Raw genomic sequence first — 16,414 nt, forward strand, 5'->3', positions numbered from 1 at the left:
GCGAGCTATTTCCCCTTAGGCGGTTCAAGCGCCGCCGCGATTGCGTCATCGACGGTCCGCATCCAAACGAATTTGATCCGTTGTCGCGCATCAGGAGGGATATCTTCGAGATCCTTTCTGTTTCGTTCGGGAAGCATGACCGTTTCAATGCCGCCCCGCACCGCAGCGAGGACCTTCTCCTTGACGCCGCCGATCGGCAGAACCAGTCCACGGAGCGAAATCTCGCCTGTCATCGCGGTGTCGCCTCGTGCCGTACGGGCGGTCAGAAGCGAGGTCAAGGCGATGAACATGGCAACGCCCGCGCTCGGGCCGTCCTTCGGAATCGCGCCTGCCGGCACATGAACGTGAATATCCGACTTTTCGAACTGGGCAGGATCGATGCCGAGGCTCTCGGCGCGCGATTTGACAAGACTGAGCGCGGCTTGCGCGCTCTCCTTCATCACGTCACCAAGTTGCCCCGTCAGAATGAGCTTGCCGCTTCCGGGCACGCGCGCTGCCTCAATGAACAGGATGTCGCCGCCGGTCGGCGTCCAGGCAAGTCCGGTGGCGACGCCCGGGACGCTGGTGCGCATCGCGACCTCGTCCTCGAAGCGATGGGGCCCGAGAATCGTTGGCAGGTCCGCCTCGCCGATCTTGACCGCGGTATCTTTGCCCTCGGCAATACGCATCGCGGCGTGGCGGCAGAGCGCGCCGATTTCTCTCTCCAGGTTGCGGCAGCCGGCCTCGCGCGTGTAATACCGGATGATCCCCCGGAGCGCCTCGTCGGAAATGTCGCATTGCTCGGCCTTCAAGCCGGCAGCATCGAGCTGTCGCTTGATGAGGTAGCGCTTGGCGATCTGCAGTTTTTCATCTTCCGTATAACCGGGGACCGAGATCATCTCCATGCGATCGCGCAGGGGGCCGGGAATGCTGTCCGGAATATTGGCGGTTCCGATGAACAGCACTTTCGATAGGTCGAAGGGTAGGCCCAGATAGTTATCGCGGAAAGTGCGGTTCTGCTCGGGATCGAGCACTTCGAGCAGGGCCGACGAAGGGTCGCCGTGAAACCCGGCGCCAAGCTTGTCCATCTCATCGAGCATCAGGACCGGATTGCGCGCGCCCGCTTTGCGAATAGCCTGAATGATGTTCCCAGGAAGCGCACCGATATAGGTTCGGCGATGCCCGCGAATCTCCGCCTCGTCGTGAACGCCGCCGAGGCTCAGGCGCGCGAAGGGACGTCCGGTCGCCCGGGCGATGCTCTGACCAAGCGAGGTCTTGCCGACGCCCGGCGGGCCGACGAAACAGAGAATCGGCGCTTTGCCATCCGGATTAAGCTTGCGCACCGCAAGATATTCGAGAATGCGCTTCTTGACCTTGTCGAGATCGTAGTGGTCTTCGTCGAGGATGCGGCGCGCTTCTTGAATGTCGATCCTCTCGTCGGCCAGTTTTGACCAAGGCAATTCGATGAGCCAGTCGAGATAGGTGCGGATCATGGAATACTCGCCGGCGGCATCTGGCATCCGTTCGAGACGCCGCAGCTCCTTCTTGGCCTGATCCTCGACCTCCTTCGGCATGCCTGCCGATTCGATAGCGCGCTTCAGTTCTTCGAGCTCGGCGGAACGATCGTCGGACTCGCCGAGCTGGCGCTGGATCTGCCGCATCTGCTCGCGCAGGATGTGCTCGCGTTGCTGCGTACTGAGTGTCTCCTGCGTCTGCTCGCCAATCTCTTTGCTGATACGGAGCACCTGAATACGCTCGGTCAGGAACCGAATCGTTTTTTCAAGCCGCGTTTTGACGTCGAATGTTTCGAGAATGTCCTGCTTGTCAGACGGCTTGATGTCCATCAGGTTGGCGACGAAGTCGGCCAGCGCCGAGGCCGACTGAACCCCGTCAAGTCCTGCGACAAGCTCGGCCGGGACATTCGGCAAGAGCTGCATGGCCTCGTGCGCCCGCTGTCGCAGCAATTGCACCCGGCCCTCGATTTCCGGCGTGAGGACTTCGGCTTCCCCGATTTCCTCCACCTGCGCGGCCAGAAAGGGATATCCTGCCAAGACGCTTTGGATACGAAACCGGCGCGTGCCGCGGGCGATCAGATGATGGGTGCCGTCCGGCGCCGTCACGTAGCGCAGGATTTCTGCGACTGTGCCGATACGATGAAGCTGATCGTCGCTTGGCTCGTCGACCGTCGGATCGGTCTGCAACACGATGCCGATCGGGCGTTCGCCGCGCAAAGCCTCCTGAGCGGCGGCCTGGGAACGTTGCCGCCCCACCGTCAGCGGCATCACGACTCCGGGGAACAGCACCATGTTGCGCACGGGCAGCAATATCAGTGCGCCCGGCGGAAGCTTGGTGTTGCTTTGATTTGATGGCGATACTTGTTCGTTCATCGTTTCGCGCCTTGTGCCGATTTTGCGAGACGGAGAAGGAGACAGCCATCCTCAAAACCCTGCGCCGCGAGCGCTGAGCCCGCCTCGGGCAAGTTGAACCGAAGCAAAAAACGTCCCTGAGGAATCTCGAGCCGATGAATGGCCGCGCCTCTGACTAATGCCGGCAGTCGACGATGGCCACGCACTTCAAGCGTCCGCCCCAGGACACTGATCTCGACATCGCCCGGGGCCACGCCCGGCAACGCGATCAGTGCAATGAATTCGTTTTCCGTCTCATACAAGTCGACGGGCGGCGACCAACCGATTGTGCCTTCGACGGCAAGAGGCGTGAAAAATTGACGATGAAGGCGCTCCGCGCGAGCCAGGAGCTCACAAGCATCCGCCCACATCCACCGCTCGATTTCGCCAAATGCCATGGATCTGACCCCCTAACACCGCTTCGGTGCTGTCTTCCTATGTCTCAACCGGCTCCGAGCGCAGACTCCGACGAATTTGATTCTCGATGACATCAAGAGCATCCTTGACTTGTTTCTCTGGCTTTCGGGTGACCATCGCGATCTCGTCCGTCTCAAAGCCTTCGACGTAATGCAAATCGAACACTTCTTGCTCGAAAGGGGATAACGTAGCTAGCACCTGATCCATCGCCGACAACAAACCGGATTTCGGAGAGGCTTCTCCGGTAAGCGATGAGGGCGCGATCGGAGGATGCCCTTTTCGCGAGCCGCTGCCGCGCTGTGCGATGGCCTTGCGGACGAGGCGATAGAGATGCGCGCGATCATTTGTCAGCTTTTGGCGCTTCGATAAAGCCGCAAGCTTGTCTTTTGCCTCCCCAACCAATTCCGCAAGCTCTCGATCGGTGACTGACTCATCTTGGCTAGGAATGCGATTGACAGCTCTGCGCGCGAACCGTGTCAACCGGCTGCGGTGACCTTCAACGAAAGCTTCGCGGATTTCGGCGGCGCTTTGCGGTACCGCGCCACCTTCGCTTGGTCCGGACGCAAATGACAGCTTCTTGCGCCTCGCTTTGCGTTTCCATTGCGGCTCTTCCCGCATCTTCTCTTTGAGAGCCTTTAGTTCTTGCAGAAGCGCCTTTACCGCATGCGTCAATGCGGTGATAGCTGACTTTGCCGACTTGTCAGCATGCAAGATGTGCGACGGCAGCCGGAGCGTAAGAACGGCCCGATGCTCCTCCTTGCGCGCGTGCCGGTCGAGTTCAATAAGAAGATGCACAGCATCCGGGGGAAAACGTTGCAGATGCTGTTCGAGAGCGCGAATTTTGCTGTAAAGTTTCTCTCGCAAAAACGGGTGTCCGTGCAGGTTGCGCGTGACGATATTCCAGCTGAAGTGACTGGCGTTTTGACCTAAGTCTGCTGTCATGGACAGGGGCGTCTCCGCTGGCCGGTTGAACGAAAACAGTCATATCACCTGTTGGCGGCGCTGAGCCGCAAGGGGCAGGCGCACGGTGTCTCCTTCAGCGCCTGCAGTCTTTTCACGAAAGATCACGCCTTGGCCTGACCATGGGCCTCGACAAACCACAATGTTTTGTCGATACTTCTGGAGACCTCAGTGAATAAGTCGGCCGTCCCCTGGTCGCCCGCCTCAACCGCCTCGTCGATGTTGCGACGGACATTCGCGCCAAACGCAGCGAGTGCATCAGCAAGTGCGGAAACATGGGCGCGCCCATCGATAATCTCGAGTGGGTATTCCTTAAGCGTCGATTGTTTGGCGGCAACGCGCGCCGTGCCCTCTGCCGTGCCGCCGAGCGCTACGATTCGTTCGGCAATTATGTCTGCATGCTCACGCACGGTCGTTGCGACCTGATCGAACAGTTCGTGCAGCGCTATAAAGCTTGGTCCCCTGACGTTCCAATGAGCCTGTTTGGCCTGGCTTGCGAGGTCGACGGCGTCCGTCAATCGTGCCTGAAGCAATCCGATGGCGGTTCCACGAACGTTGGATGGCAAATCGATTCGGGTGTCATGCATGGTTACCTCCTGAAGTCGCTTGCTTGACAACTTTTCGGCCGGGATGGGCACCGCAGGACCGATTCGCGCCGGAATCCAGCCCGGCGGATCGCTGGCGGGAAACGACTCGATGTCCGCTTCAAGGACAGGATCGTCATCGGTTTCAGGAGGATCCGGTTCAGGTTTCCTTGCCATTTGCATACTCTCATTTTTAGCGCGTTAAGGCACTCAATGCGCGTGCGACGCGATCCATTGCTGAAGGCGGCGTTCATCCATGGCGCCGCTCACGCGATCTACGATCTGGCCGTTACGAAACATAATCAGGGTGGGAATCGATCTTATGTCGTAACGCTCCGCAGCGCTTGGATCATTCTCGGTGTTCAACTTCAGCAACCGCGCGTTCGGCTCCAGTTGTCCCGCAGTGCGCTCGTAGGCCGGCGCCATCATGCGGCATGGTCCGCACCACGGCGCCCAGAAATCGACGACGACCGGTATCTCATTTGACTTGATATGCTTCTCCAGCCGTTCGCCGATGACCTCCGCCGGATGACCGTCGAAGAGCGCACGATGACAGCGGCCGCATTTGGCCTCTTTGGCCGGCTTGTCCGCAGGGATGCGGTTGACGGCATCGCAATGAGGACAAACGATATGCGTGACGTGTTGACTCATGTTGCCGGCCTCTCACGCTCTGCGATCTCGGCCTTTCGGTCCTGATCGCGCACGAGCCAATAGACGGCGCCAAGAGCGATGACGCCCGCCGCCAGCGCAAACATTTGATTGGCCGTAGCGGATGACAAATCGATGATGATGAATTTCCGGATCACCGCGAGCATGGCAATCAGGACGACCGTGCGCACCTGCACGACGCTTTGTTCCCGCTTCACCATGATTAGGATGGAATGTTTGAATTCCAAGGCGATGATGACGGTAAACATCATGCCAAACACTGTCTGAAAAACAGCAGGATCTGTCGGATCAAAACTGGCCAGGACGAGGCCGAATAGGATCTTAATTGCCAGATGCCAGACCGCGGAGGCGATAACGACGATGATCAAGCCGGTCAGAATGAGAACGACCACTTGCTCGAATTTCTCGTAGACGCTGGCGACCTCCCATTGCGTGGTCTTGATGTCCAAATGTTCGAGCAATTTCATAGTTGACTCCGTCCGCTGCGCCACCGGCTTTTCTCTGACCACGCCTGTTTAAGTTACTTTCGCAACGCTTCCTTCTGTCGCGGCACCGGAAGATATTCGACGCCGCCCCCTTGCGACCGTACCGGCTGGGGATAAAGCGTCATCAGTTCGAGCACTGCGTCCGGCATGTTCGTGCTGACAGGCAGGCCCAAGTCTTTGGCCTCCGTCGGCGAAATCGGATAGTCGTGCGTCCATTGTCCGGTCGATAATTTTTCAGCGAGCGCTTCGGCCTTATCCTCGGGCATTTTATCCGTCAGGAGTTCCTTGGCAGCAGCTTTAACCTGGGCAATCGCCTTGCGGCCGACATCGGCAAGAACCAGGGTCTGGTCGTCGATCTCCGCAATCGGCTTCTGCTCGATCACCTTAAGCAAAGAGGCCGCGGGCGATTGCCCGAGCTGCGGATCGATCGGGCCGAGCACAGAGTGCCGGCACATGACGATCTCATCGGCTGCGAGTGCAATGAGCGTACCGCCGGACATCGCGTAATGAGGCACGAAAACGGTCACTTTCGCCTTGTGCGCGCGGATGGCCGCAACCACATACCAGATGTTGAAAGTCGTTTCCTTACTGAACTGCATGGCGCGTCCCAAATGGTAACGGATCGAGCGTGCTCATGGGGTCTCCGGGCCTTTCATCGGTATCGGCCGCCGGCTGCGCATATCGGCAAGGATACGTTGTTGCAGCTCGGGCGACTGGACGCCGACGGCTTCGCACAATTCGCGCAGCGTCTTTCTGAGACCGTGCATCTGGTCGATCAGATCGAGAACGATGGCGATGCCTTCTTCGTTGACGCCCAGATCTTCGCGCAAATCGCGAATCATTTGCGCGCGGGACATGTCCATTTCCGTAAAGGCCAGTCCTTGGTCGGTTCTTTGCGGGCGTAGCCATCCTTCCTCAACCCACGTCTCGACAACGTCCTGGCTCACCTTCAAGCGCAAAACAAATTCTGGGATATGGAGCATCTACGCCTCCATGCCGCGGCGGGGATCGTGGGCTTTGCCAGCGGTCCAACTTTGAACGAACTTCTCCAACTCGGGATCGGGCTTCTCCGGCAGGACCACCTTTAGTTTCACATACTCGTCCCCCCGCGTCCCGTTCGAACGCGCGACACCCTTGCCGCGCAGGCGCAGAACCGTGCCCGTGTTGGAGCCCTTTGGGACGTTCATCGACACGGCTCCCGTCGGTGTGGGAACGGAAATCTTACCGCCCAGCACGGCTTCGGTGAGCGAGACCGGCAATTCCAGATGGATATCGTCATCTTTGCGCGTGAACAGCGGATGTGGCTTCACAACAATTTCAACAAACGCGTCGCCCGGCGGACCGCCGCCGATCCCCGCGCCCCCCTTGCCGGCAAGCCGCAGAAGCTGGCCGTCACGCGCGCCGGGCGGGACGGTAACATCGACGGTGGAGCCGTCCGAGAGCGTGATGCGTCGCGTCGCACCATTGACCGCCTCCAGGAACTCGACGGGCAGGCGGTAATGCACATCCTGCCCGCGCATCTTCAGGTTCATCCGGCCGCCCCGGCCGAACAGGCTGGAAAAAAGATCACCCTCGTCGCTGAAATCGGAAAATCCTTCTGATGATGCATAAGGATGGTCACCGGCCGCCCCGCCGGCAAAATCCCGATAGTAGCGCTGCCGCGGCCGCTCCTGGCCCGAGGCGTCGATCTCGCCACGATCGAATCGCGCGCGCTTTTCCGGATCGCTCAGGAGATCGTAAGCCGCTGAAACGGCTTTGAATTGCTCCTCTGCCTGCTTGTTGCCGGGGTTGAGGTCGGGGTGCAGCTTCTTGGCAAGCTTGCGGTAGGCCTTCTGAATGTCGTCCTGACTAGCGTCCTTCTTGACGCCGAGGACGTTGTAGGGATCTGCGTTCAATCGGGGCCCCCGAACCAATATGTGGTTTTCCGTGACCGGCCCGGTCTGCAGAGCCGATGCGCACAAGCTAATTCTGCTACGGTCGGGGGCTCGACGCAAAGCCGCCAGACGAGCGGCGCACTCCGGGGATCCGCGGGCTCGACCTAATCCATCAGCGCAGTCGGCGCAGCCTCAGCCCCAGGATCGTGAGAATGATGCCAGAAAACAAAGCGTAGGTCGCCAGCAGCCAACCGGCGGCCACAAAAGTTTCAACAGGCTTGGTCAAGAAGAGCCAAACGACAATGCCTCCGAGGACAACCGAAATCGCTCCGCTAAGAATTAGCCAGATTTCGCCCCTGATTTCATGACGAAGGCGTATAGCGGCGAAAATTTCAAAGGCTCCGGTGAAAATCGACCAGACCGCAATGCTCGCCCATAAAAACGACGCGAGCGCCAAGGTAGCCGTGAGCGGCCAGACGATCACCACAATGCCAGTTAGAACGCCCAGGATGCCGCTGAAGGCAAGCCATCCCCAGCGCTCGCCTTTGCGGACATTGTACACTGCCGCGATCAAGACCAACACACCGTCGGCAAACGAGAAAGCACCAAAAACGAGCGTAAACGCCAGCAACGCCTGTGTTGGCATCCAGAATGCCAGAGCAGAGAGAATCAACGCCAAAACGCCGCGAATTACAAATGCCCACCAATTGGTGCTCAACGAGCACAACAGCCGACGGCCGGAGTCGTCATAGTTGACGTCTTTTTCTGCGAAACTCTGGTAGCTCATGATTAGGCCCTTTCAAACCAACCTGCCGAATAGTCTCATCGAAGCTGCCAGACTTGACCGTTGCTAGAGTGATCGTGAGCCGGCTCACCCTCGGACTGGCGAAGTGCTACAATATGCAAGCCTGATGCGCTTGGCCATTGATCATTGATGGCATTCCGTTCGGTGCGCCACATTGACGACCGTCAATGCTGAGCCACGCAAATGCAGCCTTGATGTCAAGGCGCCGATGCGTGAGGGCGCTATCGGTTGATCTGAAGGGGATAAAGGGAGTTTTAGCCATGCTCACTGATCTAGCGCTCGGCGGCCGGTGGCCCGACGTGGCCCGCGATATGCGCCGACTTCAGGAAGAAATGAACCGCACCTTCGGCGGCTTCAGGTTTGCCGTCCCGGCCGAGTACCCGCCCGTCAACGTCTGGGCGGGGGCGGACGGCGCCATCATCACCGCGGAAATTCCGGGCGTCGCGCCCGACCAAATCGACATTACGGTGCACCAGGATACGGTGACGCTGCGCGGAAAGCGCGAGCCTGCGGCGCCTGGCAAGGACGCGACGGTTCACCGGGAAGAACGCACGGTGGGTGCATTCGCCCGAACACTGGTTCTTCCTTTCCGCGTCGACTCCGAAAAGGCCTCCGCACGCTTCGAGCGGGGAGTTCTCATTCTCGAACTGCCGCGGCCGCCTGCCGACAAGCCCCGCCAGATCAAGATCAACCCGGCGTGAACGAGGGAGGTTCTCCATGACCGACAACACATCAGGCGCTAAAGCGCAGACCGAGCCTGTAAGCCAGGCTCCGACATTCCTCCCGGCTGCCGATATCTACGAGACCAACGATGCGGTGGTCATGCTGCTGGAAATGCCGGGTGCCGATCCGCAGAGCCTCAACGTCACGCTGGACAAGCGGACGTTGACCATCACCGCGAGTTCCAAGCCCTTCGCGCCTCAAGGGTATACGCTGGTCCATGCCGAGTACGAGGACGGTAACTACGAACGAGCATTCACGCTTTCGGAATTGGTCGACGGCGATCGGATCGACGCCGAATTCAAGGATGGCGTGCTGCGTTTGACGCTGCCGAAGGCTACGCCATCCCCGGCCAAAAAGATCAATGTCCGCGCGGCGTGACCGTTCAAGGAGGACTCCAATGAATATCCGCGATCTTATCCCCTGGAACTGGGGCAAACGGCAGGTGCCGGTTCGGCGCGAGCAAAGCCAGCCGCTCCAATCGTTGCAAAACGATATCAATCGGGCCTTCGACAGTTTCTGGCGGGGATTCGATCTGCCTTGGCCGTCCACGTCGTCCGCGTGGTCGATCTCAATGCCGAGCGTTGATGTTTCGGAGAGCGACAAGGAAATCGAGGTGACGGCGGAACTCCCCGGCATAGACGAAAAAGACATCGATATCAGCCTCGCTGAAGGCGTGCTGACGATTCGCGGCGAGAAAAAATCAGAGGTCGAGAAGAAGGAGAAAGACTATTATCTCCAGGAACGGACCTTTGGCTCGATCGAACGAGTCGTGCCGCTGCCCGATACCATCGATCTCGACTCCGCCAACGCCACGTTCAAGAATGGTGTCTTGACCGTCAAGCTTGCAAAAAAGCCGGAAGCTGCGGCCGCCACAAAGCGGATTACTGTGCGGCGCGCTTGATCCAGAAGCCCTCAATGAAGGTGGCTGCGATGAGAATGCACGTGCGAACTGTCCTTCTGACCCTGTGCTTTGCCGCCGTGATCGGGAGTGCTCCCGCAGTCGCGCAACAGGCAGCACTCGTTCCGTCGCAGCCAACCCTCGCTCCGCTGGTCGAAAAAGTGGCGCCCGCGGTAGTCAATATTTCCGTGCTGTCGCGGTCGCCGGTGCAGGATAATCCACTGCTCCGGGATCCGTTCTTCCGTCGCTTCTTTGAGTTGCCGGATCCCGACAAGATTCCTCCGCAGATGAGCGCGGGTTCAGGCGTCATCGTCGACGTCGGTAAGGGTTACGTGATCACTAATCATCACGTGGTCGACAAGGCGACCGAAATCGTCGTTACGTTGCGCGACCGCCGACAGTTCAAGACAAAGTCATCGGCAGCGATTCCGCAACCGACATTGCGCTGGTGCAAATCGAAGCTGATCGGCTGACCCAGCTCCCGCTTGCCGATTCCGACAAGGTCCGAGTCGGAGATTACGCCCTCGCCATCGGCAACCCCTTCGGCCTCGGGCAGACCGTTACTATGGGCATTGTGAGCGCGCTCGGGCGTAGCGGCATCAATGCCGAAGGCTATGAGGACTTCATTCAGACCGACGCCTCGATCAATCCGGGCAATTCCGGTGGGGCCCTGGTGTCCCTCAGTGGCGAACTGATCGGGATCAATACGGCCATCATTGCACCTTCCGGCGGAAATGTCGGAATCGGCTTTGCGGTATCGAGCAACATGGCTCGCTCCGTCATGGATCAGCTCATTCGCTACGGCGAAGTCCAACGCGGTAGGCTCGGATTCGTGGTGCAGGATATCACGCCGGATATTGCGAAGGCGATAGGCGTACCCGCGACGGCTGAAGGCGCGGTCGTCGTGCAGGTTGAGCCGGGTTCGGCGGCCGACAAAGCCGGCGTCAAGGCCGGAGATGTCGTGACCGCCCTCGGCGGGCGGCCGGTGCGCGGCGCATCCGACCTGCGTAACCGCATTGGACTGACCCGCGTCGGTGAGGACGTCGAGTTGAAAGTCCTCCGAAACGGCGCAGAGCGGCGGCTGCGAGCGCGCGTCGAGCGAAGCTCGGCCTCTCCTCAAACGGCCGCTTTACAGACCGACAAGGGCACAACGATCCCGCGTTTACGCGGCGCGGTTGTTCGCGACATCGGTCCGGGTATGCCTATGTACGGCAAGGTCCAGGGCGTCGTGGTCGCCGAGGTTGAGGACGGAAGCCCGGCAGCCGCGCGCGGCTTGCGCGCCGGCGATGTGATCGTCGCCGTCAACCGCAAACCCGTCCGCAATGTGGCTGAATTCCAGGCCGCCCTGCAGGAGGCAGGCCGTGTCGCCGCGCTCGATGTGCTGCGTGGAGACATGTCGCTCTTTATCTTGATCACGTAGGCAGAGCGCATCGGCTATGTCCTCTTGGAGGTTATCGGCGAGAGGCTGGCGCGCTATCGTTGCGCTTCGAAAATTGTCGCTTACGGCTGTCGTTTGTGTTTGGGCGCTTACAATTGGCGATGCGACCATGAGCAGCTTGCAGACAATCGCTCAGGCACAATCGCTAAATGCCCAGACCTTCGAACTGCCGAACGGGATGAAGGTCATCTATGTCCCCGATCGCCGTCTCCCGATCGTCACTCATATGCTTTGGTATCGCGTCGGCTCAGCCGACGAGGAGCCGGGCAAATCGGGTCTTGCTCACTTTTTCGAGCATCTGATGTTCAAGGGGACGCCAGCCAATCCGGGTGACTCCTATGCCCGTTTCATCGGTGAGGTTGGAGGCGAGCTGAACGCATTTACGTCTTATGACTTCACCGCCTACTACGCGACCGTAGGCTCTGCTCACCTTGAGAGAGTCATGGAGCTTGAGGCCGACCGCATGGTCAATCTCGCGCTCACTCCGCAACAAGTCGCTGTCGAACGGGAGGTGATCGTCGAAGAACGGCGCTTGCGTACAGATAACAAACCGGAAGCATTGCTTCTCGAACAAGCCCTTGCGTCGCTTTTTCTCAACCATCGTTATGGAATTCCTGTCATTGGCTGGATGCATGAAATTCGCTCTTGGACTCAAGAGGATGCACTTTCTTTTTATCGTCGGTGGTATGGGCCTAGTAATGCGTTGCTCGTCGTTTCCGGCGACATCGATTTTGAGCAGCTCAGGCGTCTCGCGACCAAGCACTATGGGAAGCTACCTGCTCACGCCGTAACGCGTAAGCGCGCCACCGAGCCGCCCTCGCTCGCGGAACGGCGCGTCATCATGAAGGACCAGCGAGCGGGCCGTCCCTTATGGCTTCGTCTGTATTTGGCTCCGTCCTATGGAACGGAAAATCGGTCCAAGACCGCTGCAATCGAAGTTCTGGCTGAACTCCTTGGCAGCGGAGCGACCGGTATTCTTCATCGTCGTCTGGTGATGGAGCGCGGATTGGCGACTGACGTGTCCGCGAGCTACGACCCCGCTGCGATCGACGAAACGATGTTCGCGATCAACGCGATTCCTAAGCCGGGTGTTACAATGGAACAGTTGGGGGGCGCAATCGACGAGGAGATCAATACTGTCGCAAAGACTCTTTCAACGGCCCCTGCCGATCTGACGCGCGCAAAACAGAAGCTCATCATGGCTGGCTTGCAAGCCCGCGATGGAACCTACAAAGCCGCACTTACAGTTGGATCTGCTCTCATGACTGGAGCGGCGCTAAATGACATCGAACAACGACAAGATTTGATTTCCTCCGTCACCGCCGAAGAGATCGCAGTTGTCGCTCACGATCTCTTCCAACCAACGCGCTCGGTAACATCGTTTTTGTTGACCGAAAGGTGAATGAAGCATGTCTGTGCGGCTAAAAAGCGCCTCGCATCTCCTATGGGTGACCACTTTTATGTTTTTGCAAACTCACCAGGCGTTTCCCTTGGACATACATACCGTCAACAGTTCCTCCGGAATCGTGGCTTGGCTGTCGGACTCTCGGCAGCTTCCCATCATTGTCGTCGACTTTGCCCTCATCGGAGCCGGCTCTGCGTCTGACCCTGATGACAAACGAGGACTCGCCAATTTCGGTGCTCAGATGCTTTCCGAGGGCGCCGGTGTATTTGATGCCAAGGCATTTCAGGAACAACTCGCGGATATCGGAGCTACGCTATCCTTTGCCGCAGACCGAGATGCGCTGGTCGGACACCTCGAGGTCGCACGCGAGCATCGAAATCGTGCATTCGATTTGCTCCGATTGGCTTTGTTGCAGCCGCGCTTCGATCTTGAAGCCATCGAGCGGGTCAGGATCAAACGGGACGTTGATCTCGCGCGCCTTGACAACGATCCAGCTTATGTCGCCTCACGCGCGTGGTGGGAGGCTGCTTTCCCGGAACATCCGTATAAGTATCCTCCGCTCGGCTCTCGTGAAGCAAATGGCCGCATCACGTCGGCTGATTTGCAAAACTTTCAGTCTCGATTAACGAACTCGAAACTCGTTGTGGCAGCAGCGGGCGACGTGAATGCCGCTGAATTATCGGATTTGCTTGATCGTGGTTTCCCAAATGGGTCGAAGGGTCGAGGAATCGACGCTCGTGCAAAGGCCGAGTATCGAACATTTGCGCCTGCCATTGTGCGTCTGCCCTTTCCCCAATCCGCATGTGTTTTCGGCCAACCGGGCATTTCTCCGACCTCGGCCGAATACCTTCCCCTGCTCGTGCTAAATCACATCCTGGGAGGCGGGACACTGACATCGCGATTGTTCGTTCAACTGCGAGAACGACGGGGACTCGTGTACTCAATTCGCACCGCCCCGGAGACACTTTCGCAAGCCGATCTTCTCATCGGTCGGTTCGCGACGGAAAACGTCAAGACACAGCCAGCGATCGAAACAATTCAGGCGGAGTGGCGCCGTATGGCCCAAGGAGAGATTTCAGACAAAGAAATCACAGCGGCGAAGTCCTATCTCAAGGACATGTTGCCCGTATCGATGGACGGCACGTCCGCTATTTCTTCAAGACTTCTTGCTGTCCAACGTATGATGCAAGGTATCGATTACATTCAGCAATGGCGCAATAGGATCGAGTCAATTGATCCGGAATTAGTGAGACGTACGGCCAGAAAGGTGTTTTCGACTGATGCCCTGACTTTCGCCGTTGCGGGCGAACCTAATGGCCTTTGATTTGATGTCGAAAATAAACGAGAGTGTCGCCGCTAGAGGAGCATGAAACAAATGCCTGTCCGTCAACTTCAAAAGAGCGAATGGAAATCTTACTGCGATCGAATCTCCAATGGCCTAGAGGGAAAGCGGGCAGAAATTGAGGTTGCGGGTCTTCCGATAGGGGACCAAATCGTCGCCAAGCAGATTCTCATCTTTGGCATTACTTATGATCCGAAGGACGATATCATTGAAGTGGCGCTCGAAGGCCTCGATCACATCATCCATAAGCCCCGGAGCTTAGCTGCGGACGAGGGAGCAGCCGGCCTTGCAAACTTGGAAATTGTCGATGGAGAAGGCCGAAAGCAAATCGTCAAACTGATGGATCCGCTGATGTTGCCTCCGCCGGAAAGATGACATGCCGGACAACACGATAGAGGTTCGTGTCGAGGATATCTCGCAGCTCTTTCACACCCTTGATCCCTTTCCATTTCGCGAGAGGGATCTTGATCGAGACGCCGAAGACTTTATCGTGAGTTGGGCGCGCGACCTGCCCCGGTCGGCGACCGTCCATATTTTGATCTATTTGTCCCAAGCCGGATTCAGTCAGCCACTTGCCCAAGAGATTCCGATTGGAATCAACCAGCATTTTGCCCATCGTGCCGAACAAGCTGCATTTGAGCTTCGTGAGACGTTTCGAATTGGGTGGCGATCGCTCGCAGTCGGACTAACCGTGCTCACGGCCGCGATCGTGGCAAGTCAGGCGATTCACGCCAACGCTCCGACACCATTCAACCGCGTGTTCGAGGAAAGTCTGATTATTTTCGGCTGGGTTGCCAACTGGAAGCCGATCGAGACCTTTTTATACGCATGGTGGCCAATCGTTCGTCGCCGCGATCTCTTTTTGAGACTTGCGCACGCGAAGGTAAAAATAATGGCACAACGGAGCAAGGATGGTGAACCGATAGCTGGCGGCGCGCACGAAAATTGCGGCCAGATACAAGGCTTAGCTTTCAACTAAGTACGCGATCGAATAAAAACGGTTTGCGCTAATTCTTCGCCTGCCTGCCGCCATCATCGCGACGGAGCCCCCCAGCGTGGAAGAGCGCGGAGCGAGATATGATCATGGGCACTCATGATTATTTCCTTATCTCCTTGGAGTTATACCAAGTCTCGTTGATCAGAACTCGTGTGCCCATTGGCGCAGTCCTATTGACATGATGCGCCAGGGCTGATCGACGAGCTTGTTCCAGGCCGCGCAACAATGGTCGACGAGATCGTCGTAGATTTGAAGACGCGGTTGGAGAGCCTAGTTGTCGCGCATGAACTGCCAGATGTTTTCGACCGGGTTGAGTTCAGGGCATTTTGGCGGCAGCGGAATGATGGTGATATTGGCCGGCACGACGAAGCGCTTCGACACATGCCAGCCAGCTTGGTCGACCAGAAGGATGGCATGGGCAGCAGGCGTAACGGTTTTGGCGATCTCCGCAAGATGCAGGTTCATCGCCTCGCTGTTGCAGGCCGGCGGGATCAAGGCCGCGCCCTTGCCCTCCTAGGGGCAGATCGCGCCGAAGATATAGGTGGAAGCAGTCCGCTGGTCGCGTGGCGCGCTGGGGCAGGTGCCACGCTTGGCTCAGCGACGCGTGATTTTGTTCTTCTGGCCGATGCGGGCCTCGTCGGCGAATCAGATTCCTATCGTGTCGCAGCCGACGCCCTTCTGGCGCGCGACCGTCTCCAGACGGGTGGGGAAGCTTTTTTAAAATCCTCGATGGCGCCCGCTGCTTGCGCTTGGTGGCGCGGTCGGGCGGAGAGTTTGCGGTAGCCCATAGCGCGCAGCTCCCGGCTGAGCGTCTGCTTGGCGATCGTGATGCGGAATTCCTCGAATATCCATTGCGCCAGATCGATCAGCCGCCAACGCACCACGCCATGGACCGCCGGGATCGGACCGCTTTCGATCATGCGGACCAGCGCCTGGCGTTGGCTGTCGTTGCTTGGATGGCTGCCCCAGCGACTTGCCGTCCCAGGAGACCGTCAGGCCCTCGCGCGTTGAAGCGCAACACCCAGTCCCGGACGATCTGAAGGCCGACCCCGCCGTCTTGGCCGCCTCGGTGCGTGTTGCGCCACCATAAATCGTGGCAAGCGCCAGAAGCCGCCGAGCTTCAGGCCCGTCCTTGGTCTTCCTAGCCAGAGCGCGAAGCTGTGAGCCATCGAAATCGCGGCGCAACGGTATCGGAGCCAACATGACGGACCTCCTTGGTTCACCCAGTGAATCTGACCCGCCTCAATCTGGGAATCGACCAAGAGTCATAATTTCAGGGACCCGGTATTAGGGTTCAGACTCATTAATACCAACGGCCCTCATGATTGACCGATGTGCGCCCATGCGCGGCGTCCGATCGAGGTGATCGTGTTCGGCTGTGCGACGAGGCGTCGCCAAGCGTCGCAGGCGGCGTCGACGATGTCGTCGTAGGT

The 16,414-nt window shown here is 58.5% G+C and carries 19 protein-coding genes and 1 pseudogene; 9 read left to right on the forward strand and 11 right to left on the reverse strand.

What is annotated here, in order from left to right; genetic code table 11:
* Positions 1–5 precede the first annotated feature (5 nt).
* From lon to CCR97_RS00195, 10 genes are all read right to left on the reverse strand, one after another.
* Positions 6–2,366: an endopeptidase La gene (gene lon / locus CCR97_RS00150; RefSeq protein WP_111355641.1), complete on the reverse strand. Its 2,361-nt coding sequence runs from the start codon at positions 2,364–2,366 to the stop codon at positions 6–8.
* Complete coding sequence (locus CCR97_RS00155; protein ID WP_111355642.1) at positions 2,363–2,782, reverse strand: Hsp20/alpha crystallin family protein; 420 nt, start codon at positions 2,780–2,782, stop codon at positions 2,363–2,365. Before CCR97_RS00155 ends, lon begins: the two co-directional genes overlap by 4 nt.
* Positions 2,783–2,819: 37 nt before the next feature.
* Entirely contained in the window at positions 2,820–3,743 is a 924-nt protein-coding gene (locus tag CCR97_RS00160; RefSeq protein WP_111355643.1) for an HPF/RaiA family ribosome-associated protein, read from the reverse strand.
* A gap of 122 nt (positions 3,744–3,865) precedes the next feature.
* Complete coding sequence (dps, locus tag CCR97_RS00165; RefSeq protein ID WP_244670181.1) at positions 3,866–4,522, reverse strand: DNA starvation/stationary phase protection protein Dps; 657 nt, start codon at positions 4,520–4,522, stop codon at positions 3,866–3,868.
* Positions 4,523–4,555: 33 nt separating this feature from the next.
* The gene (gene trxC, locus CCR97_RS00170) at positions 4,556–4,996 is read right to left on the reverse strand and encodes a thioredoxin TrxC (protein ID WP_111355645.1); all 441 of its coding nucleotides are present in this window, start codon (positions 4,994–4,996) and stop codon (positions 4,556–4,558) included.
* A complete protein-coding gene (locus CCR97_RS00175) occupies positions 4,993–5,481 on the reverse strand; it encodes a phosphate-starvation-inducible PsiE family protein (RefSeq protein WP_012047511.1) in 489 nt (162 codons plus the stop codon). The genes trxC and CCR97_RS00175 overlap by 4 nt, the downstream gene beginning before the upstream one ends.
* A 53-nt stretch (positions 5,482–5,534) precedes the next feature.
* The gene (locus CCR97_RS00180) at positions 5,535–6,098 is read right to left on the reverse strand and encodes an SDH family Clp fold serine proteinase (RefSeq protein ID WP_111355646.1); all 564 of its coding nucleotides are present in this window, start codon (positions 6,096–6,098) and stop codon (positions 5,535–5,537) included.
* A gap of 33 nt (positions 6,099–6,131) precedes the next feature.
* A complete protein-coding gene (locus CCR97_RS00185; protein ID WP_041751159.1) occupies positions 6,132–6,482 on the reverse strand; it encodes a chaperone modulator CbpM in 351 nt (116 codons plus the stop codon).
* Positions 6,483–7,394 carry a DnaJ C-terminal domain-containing protein gene (locus CCR97_RS00190; RefSeq protein ID WP_041751160.1) on the reverse strand — a complete coding sequence of 304 codons (912 nt, stop codon included), beginning with the start codon at positions 7,392–7,394 and terminating at the stop codon, positions 6,483–6,485.
* A 151-nt stretch (positions 7,395–7,545) separates the two neighbouring features.
* The gene (locus CCR97_RS00195; protein ID WP_111355647.1) at positions 7,546–8,160 is read right to left on the reverse strand and encodes an HdeD family acid-resistance protein; all 615 of its coding nucleotides are present in this window, start codon (positions 8,158–8,160) and stop codon (positions 7,546–7,548) included.
* A 278-nt stretch (positions 8,161–8,438) separates the two neighbouring features.
* On the opposite strand from CCR97_RS00195, the gene CCR97_RS00200 reads away from it, so the two are divergent.
* The 9 genes from CCR97_RS00200 to CCR97_RS00235 all read left to right on the forward strand — a co-directional run bounded on the left by CCR97_RS00200 (position 8,439) and on the right by CCR97_RS00235 (position 14,963).
* The gene (locus CCR97_RS00200; RefSeq protein ID WP_012047518.1) at positions 8,439–8,879 is read left to right on the forward strand and encodes an Hsp20/alpha crystallin family protein; all 441 of its coding nucleotides are present in this window, start codon (positions 8,439–8,441) and stop codon (positions 8,877–8,879) included.
* A gap of 16 nt (positions 8,880–8,895) precedes the next feature.
* A complete protein-coding gene (locus CCR97_RS00205) occupies positions 8,896–9,279 on the forward strand; it encodes an Hsp20/alpha crystallin family protein (RefSeq protein WP_111355648.1) in 384 nt (127 codons plus the stop codon).
* Between the two features lie 19 nt (positions 9,280–9,298).
* Complete coding sequence (locus CCR97_RS00210) at positions 9,299–9,802, forward strand: Hsp20/alpha crystallin family protein (protein WP_041751161.1); 504 nt, start codon at positions 9,299–9,301, stop codon at positions 9,800–9,802.
* Positions 9,799–10,272, forward strand: coding sequence for a Do family serine endopeptidase (locus CCR97_RS31480; protein ID WP_244670182.1), 474 nt, complete (start codon positions 9,799–9,801; stop codon positions 10,270–10,272). Before CCR97_RS00210 ends, CCR97_RS31480 begins: the two co-directional genes overlap by 4 nt.
* A complete protein-coding gene (locus CCR97_RS32205) occupies positions 10,215–11,219 on the forward strand; it encodes a PDZ domain-containing protein (protein ID WP_245428719.1) in 1,005 nt (334 codons plus the stop codon). Before CCR97_RS31480 ends, CCR97_RS32205 begins: the two co-directional genes overlap by 58 nt.
* Before the next feature lie 127 nt (positions 11,220–11,346).
* The gene (locus CCR97_RS00220; RefSeq protein WP_049795449.1) at positions 11,347–12,639 is read left to right on the forward strand and encodes a M16 family metallopeptidase; all 1,293 of its coding nucleotides are present in this window, start codon (positions 11,347–11,349) and stop codon (positions 12,637–12,639) included.
* A 7-nt stretch (positions 12,640–12,646) separates the two neighbouring features.
* Positions 12,647–13,966 (forward strand): M16 family metallopeptidase, encoded by a 1,320-nt coding sequence (locus CCR97_RS00225; RefSeq protein ID WP_012047523.1) that lies wholly within the window; start codon positions 12,647–12,649, stop codon positions 13,964–13,966.
* A gap of 51 nt (positions 13,967–14,017) precedes the next feature.
* Positions 14,018–14,359, forward strand: a complete 342-nt coding sequence (locus CCR97_RS00230; RefSeq protein WP_041751162.1) for a DUF5335 domain-containing protein — start codon at positions 14,018–14,020, stop codon at positions 14,357–14,359.
* A 1-nt stretch (position 14,360) separates the two neighbouring features.
* Positions 14,361–14,963 (forward strand): hypothetical protein, encoded by a 603-nt coding sequence (locus CCR97_RS00235; protein ID WP_146618651.1) that lies wholly within the window; start codon positions 14,361–14,363, stop codon positions 14,961–14,963.
* 159 nt (positions 14,964–15,122) lie between these two features.
* Here CCR97_RS00235 and CCR97_RS00240 read toward each other — a convergent pair.
* Positions 15,123–16,184 (reverse strand): annotated as a pseudogene (locus tag CCR97_RS00240) (IS630 family transposase).
* Positions 16,185–16,414: the final 230 nt, after the last annotated feature.

Source organism: Rhodoplanes elegans (assembly GCF_016653355.1).
Lineage (GTDB): Bacteria > Pseudomonadota > Alphaproteobacteria > Rhizobiales > Xanthobacteraceae > Rhodoplanes > Rhodoplanes elegans.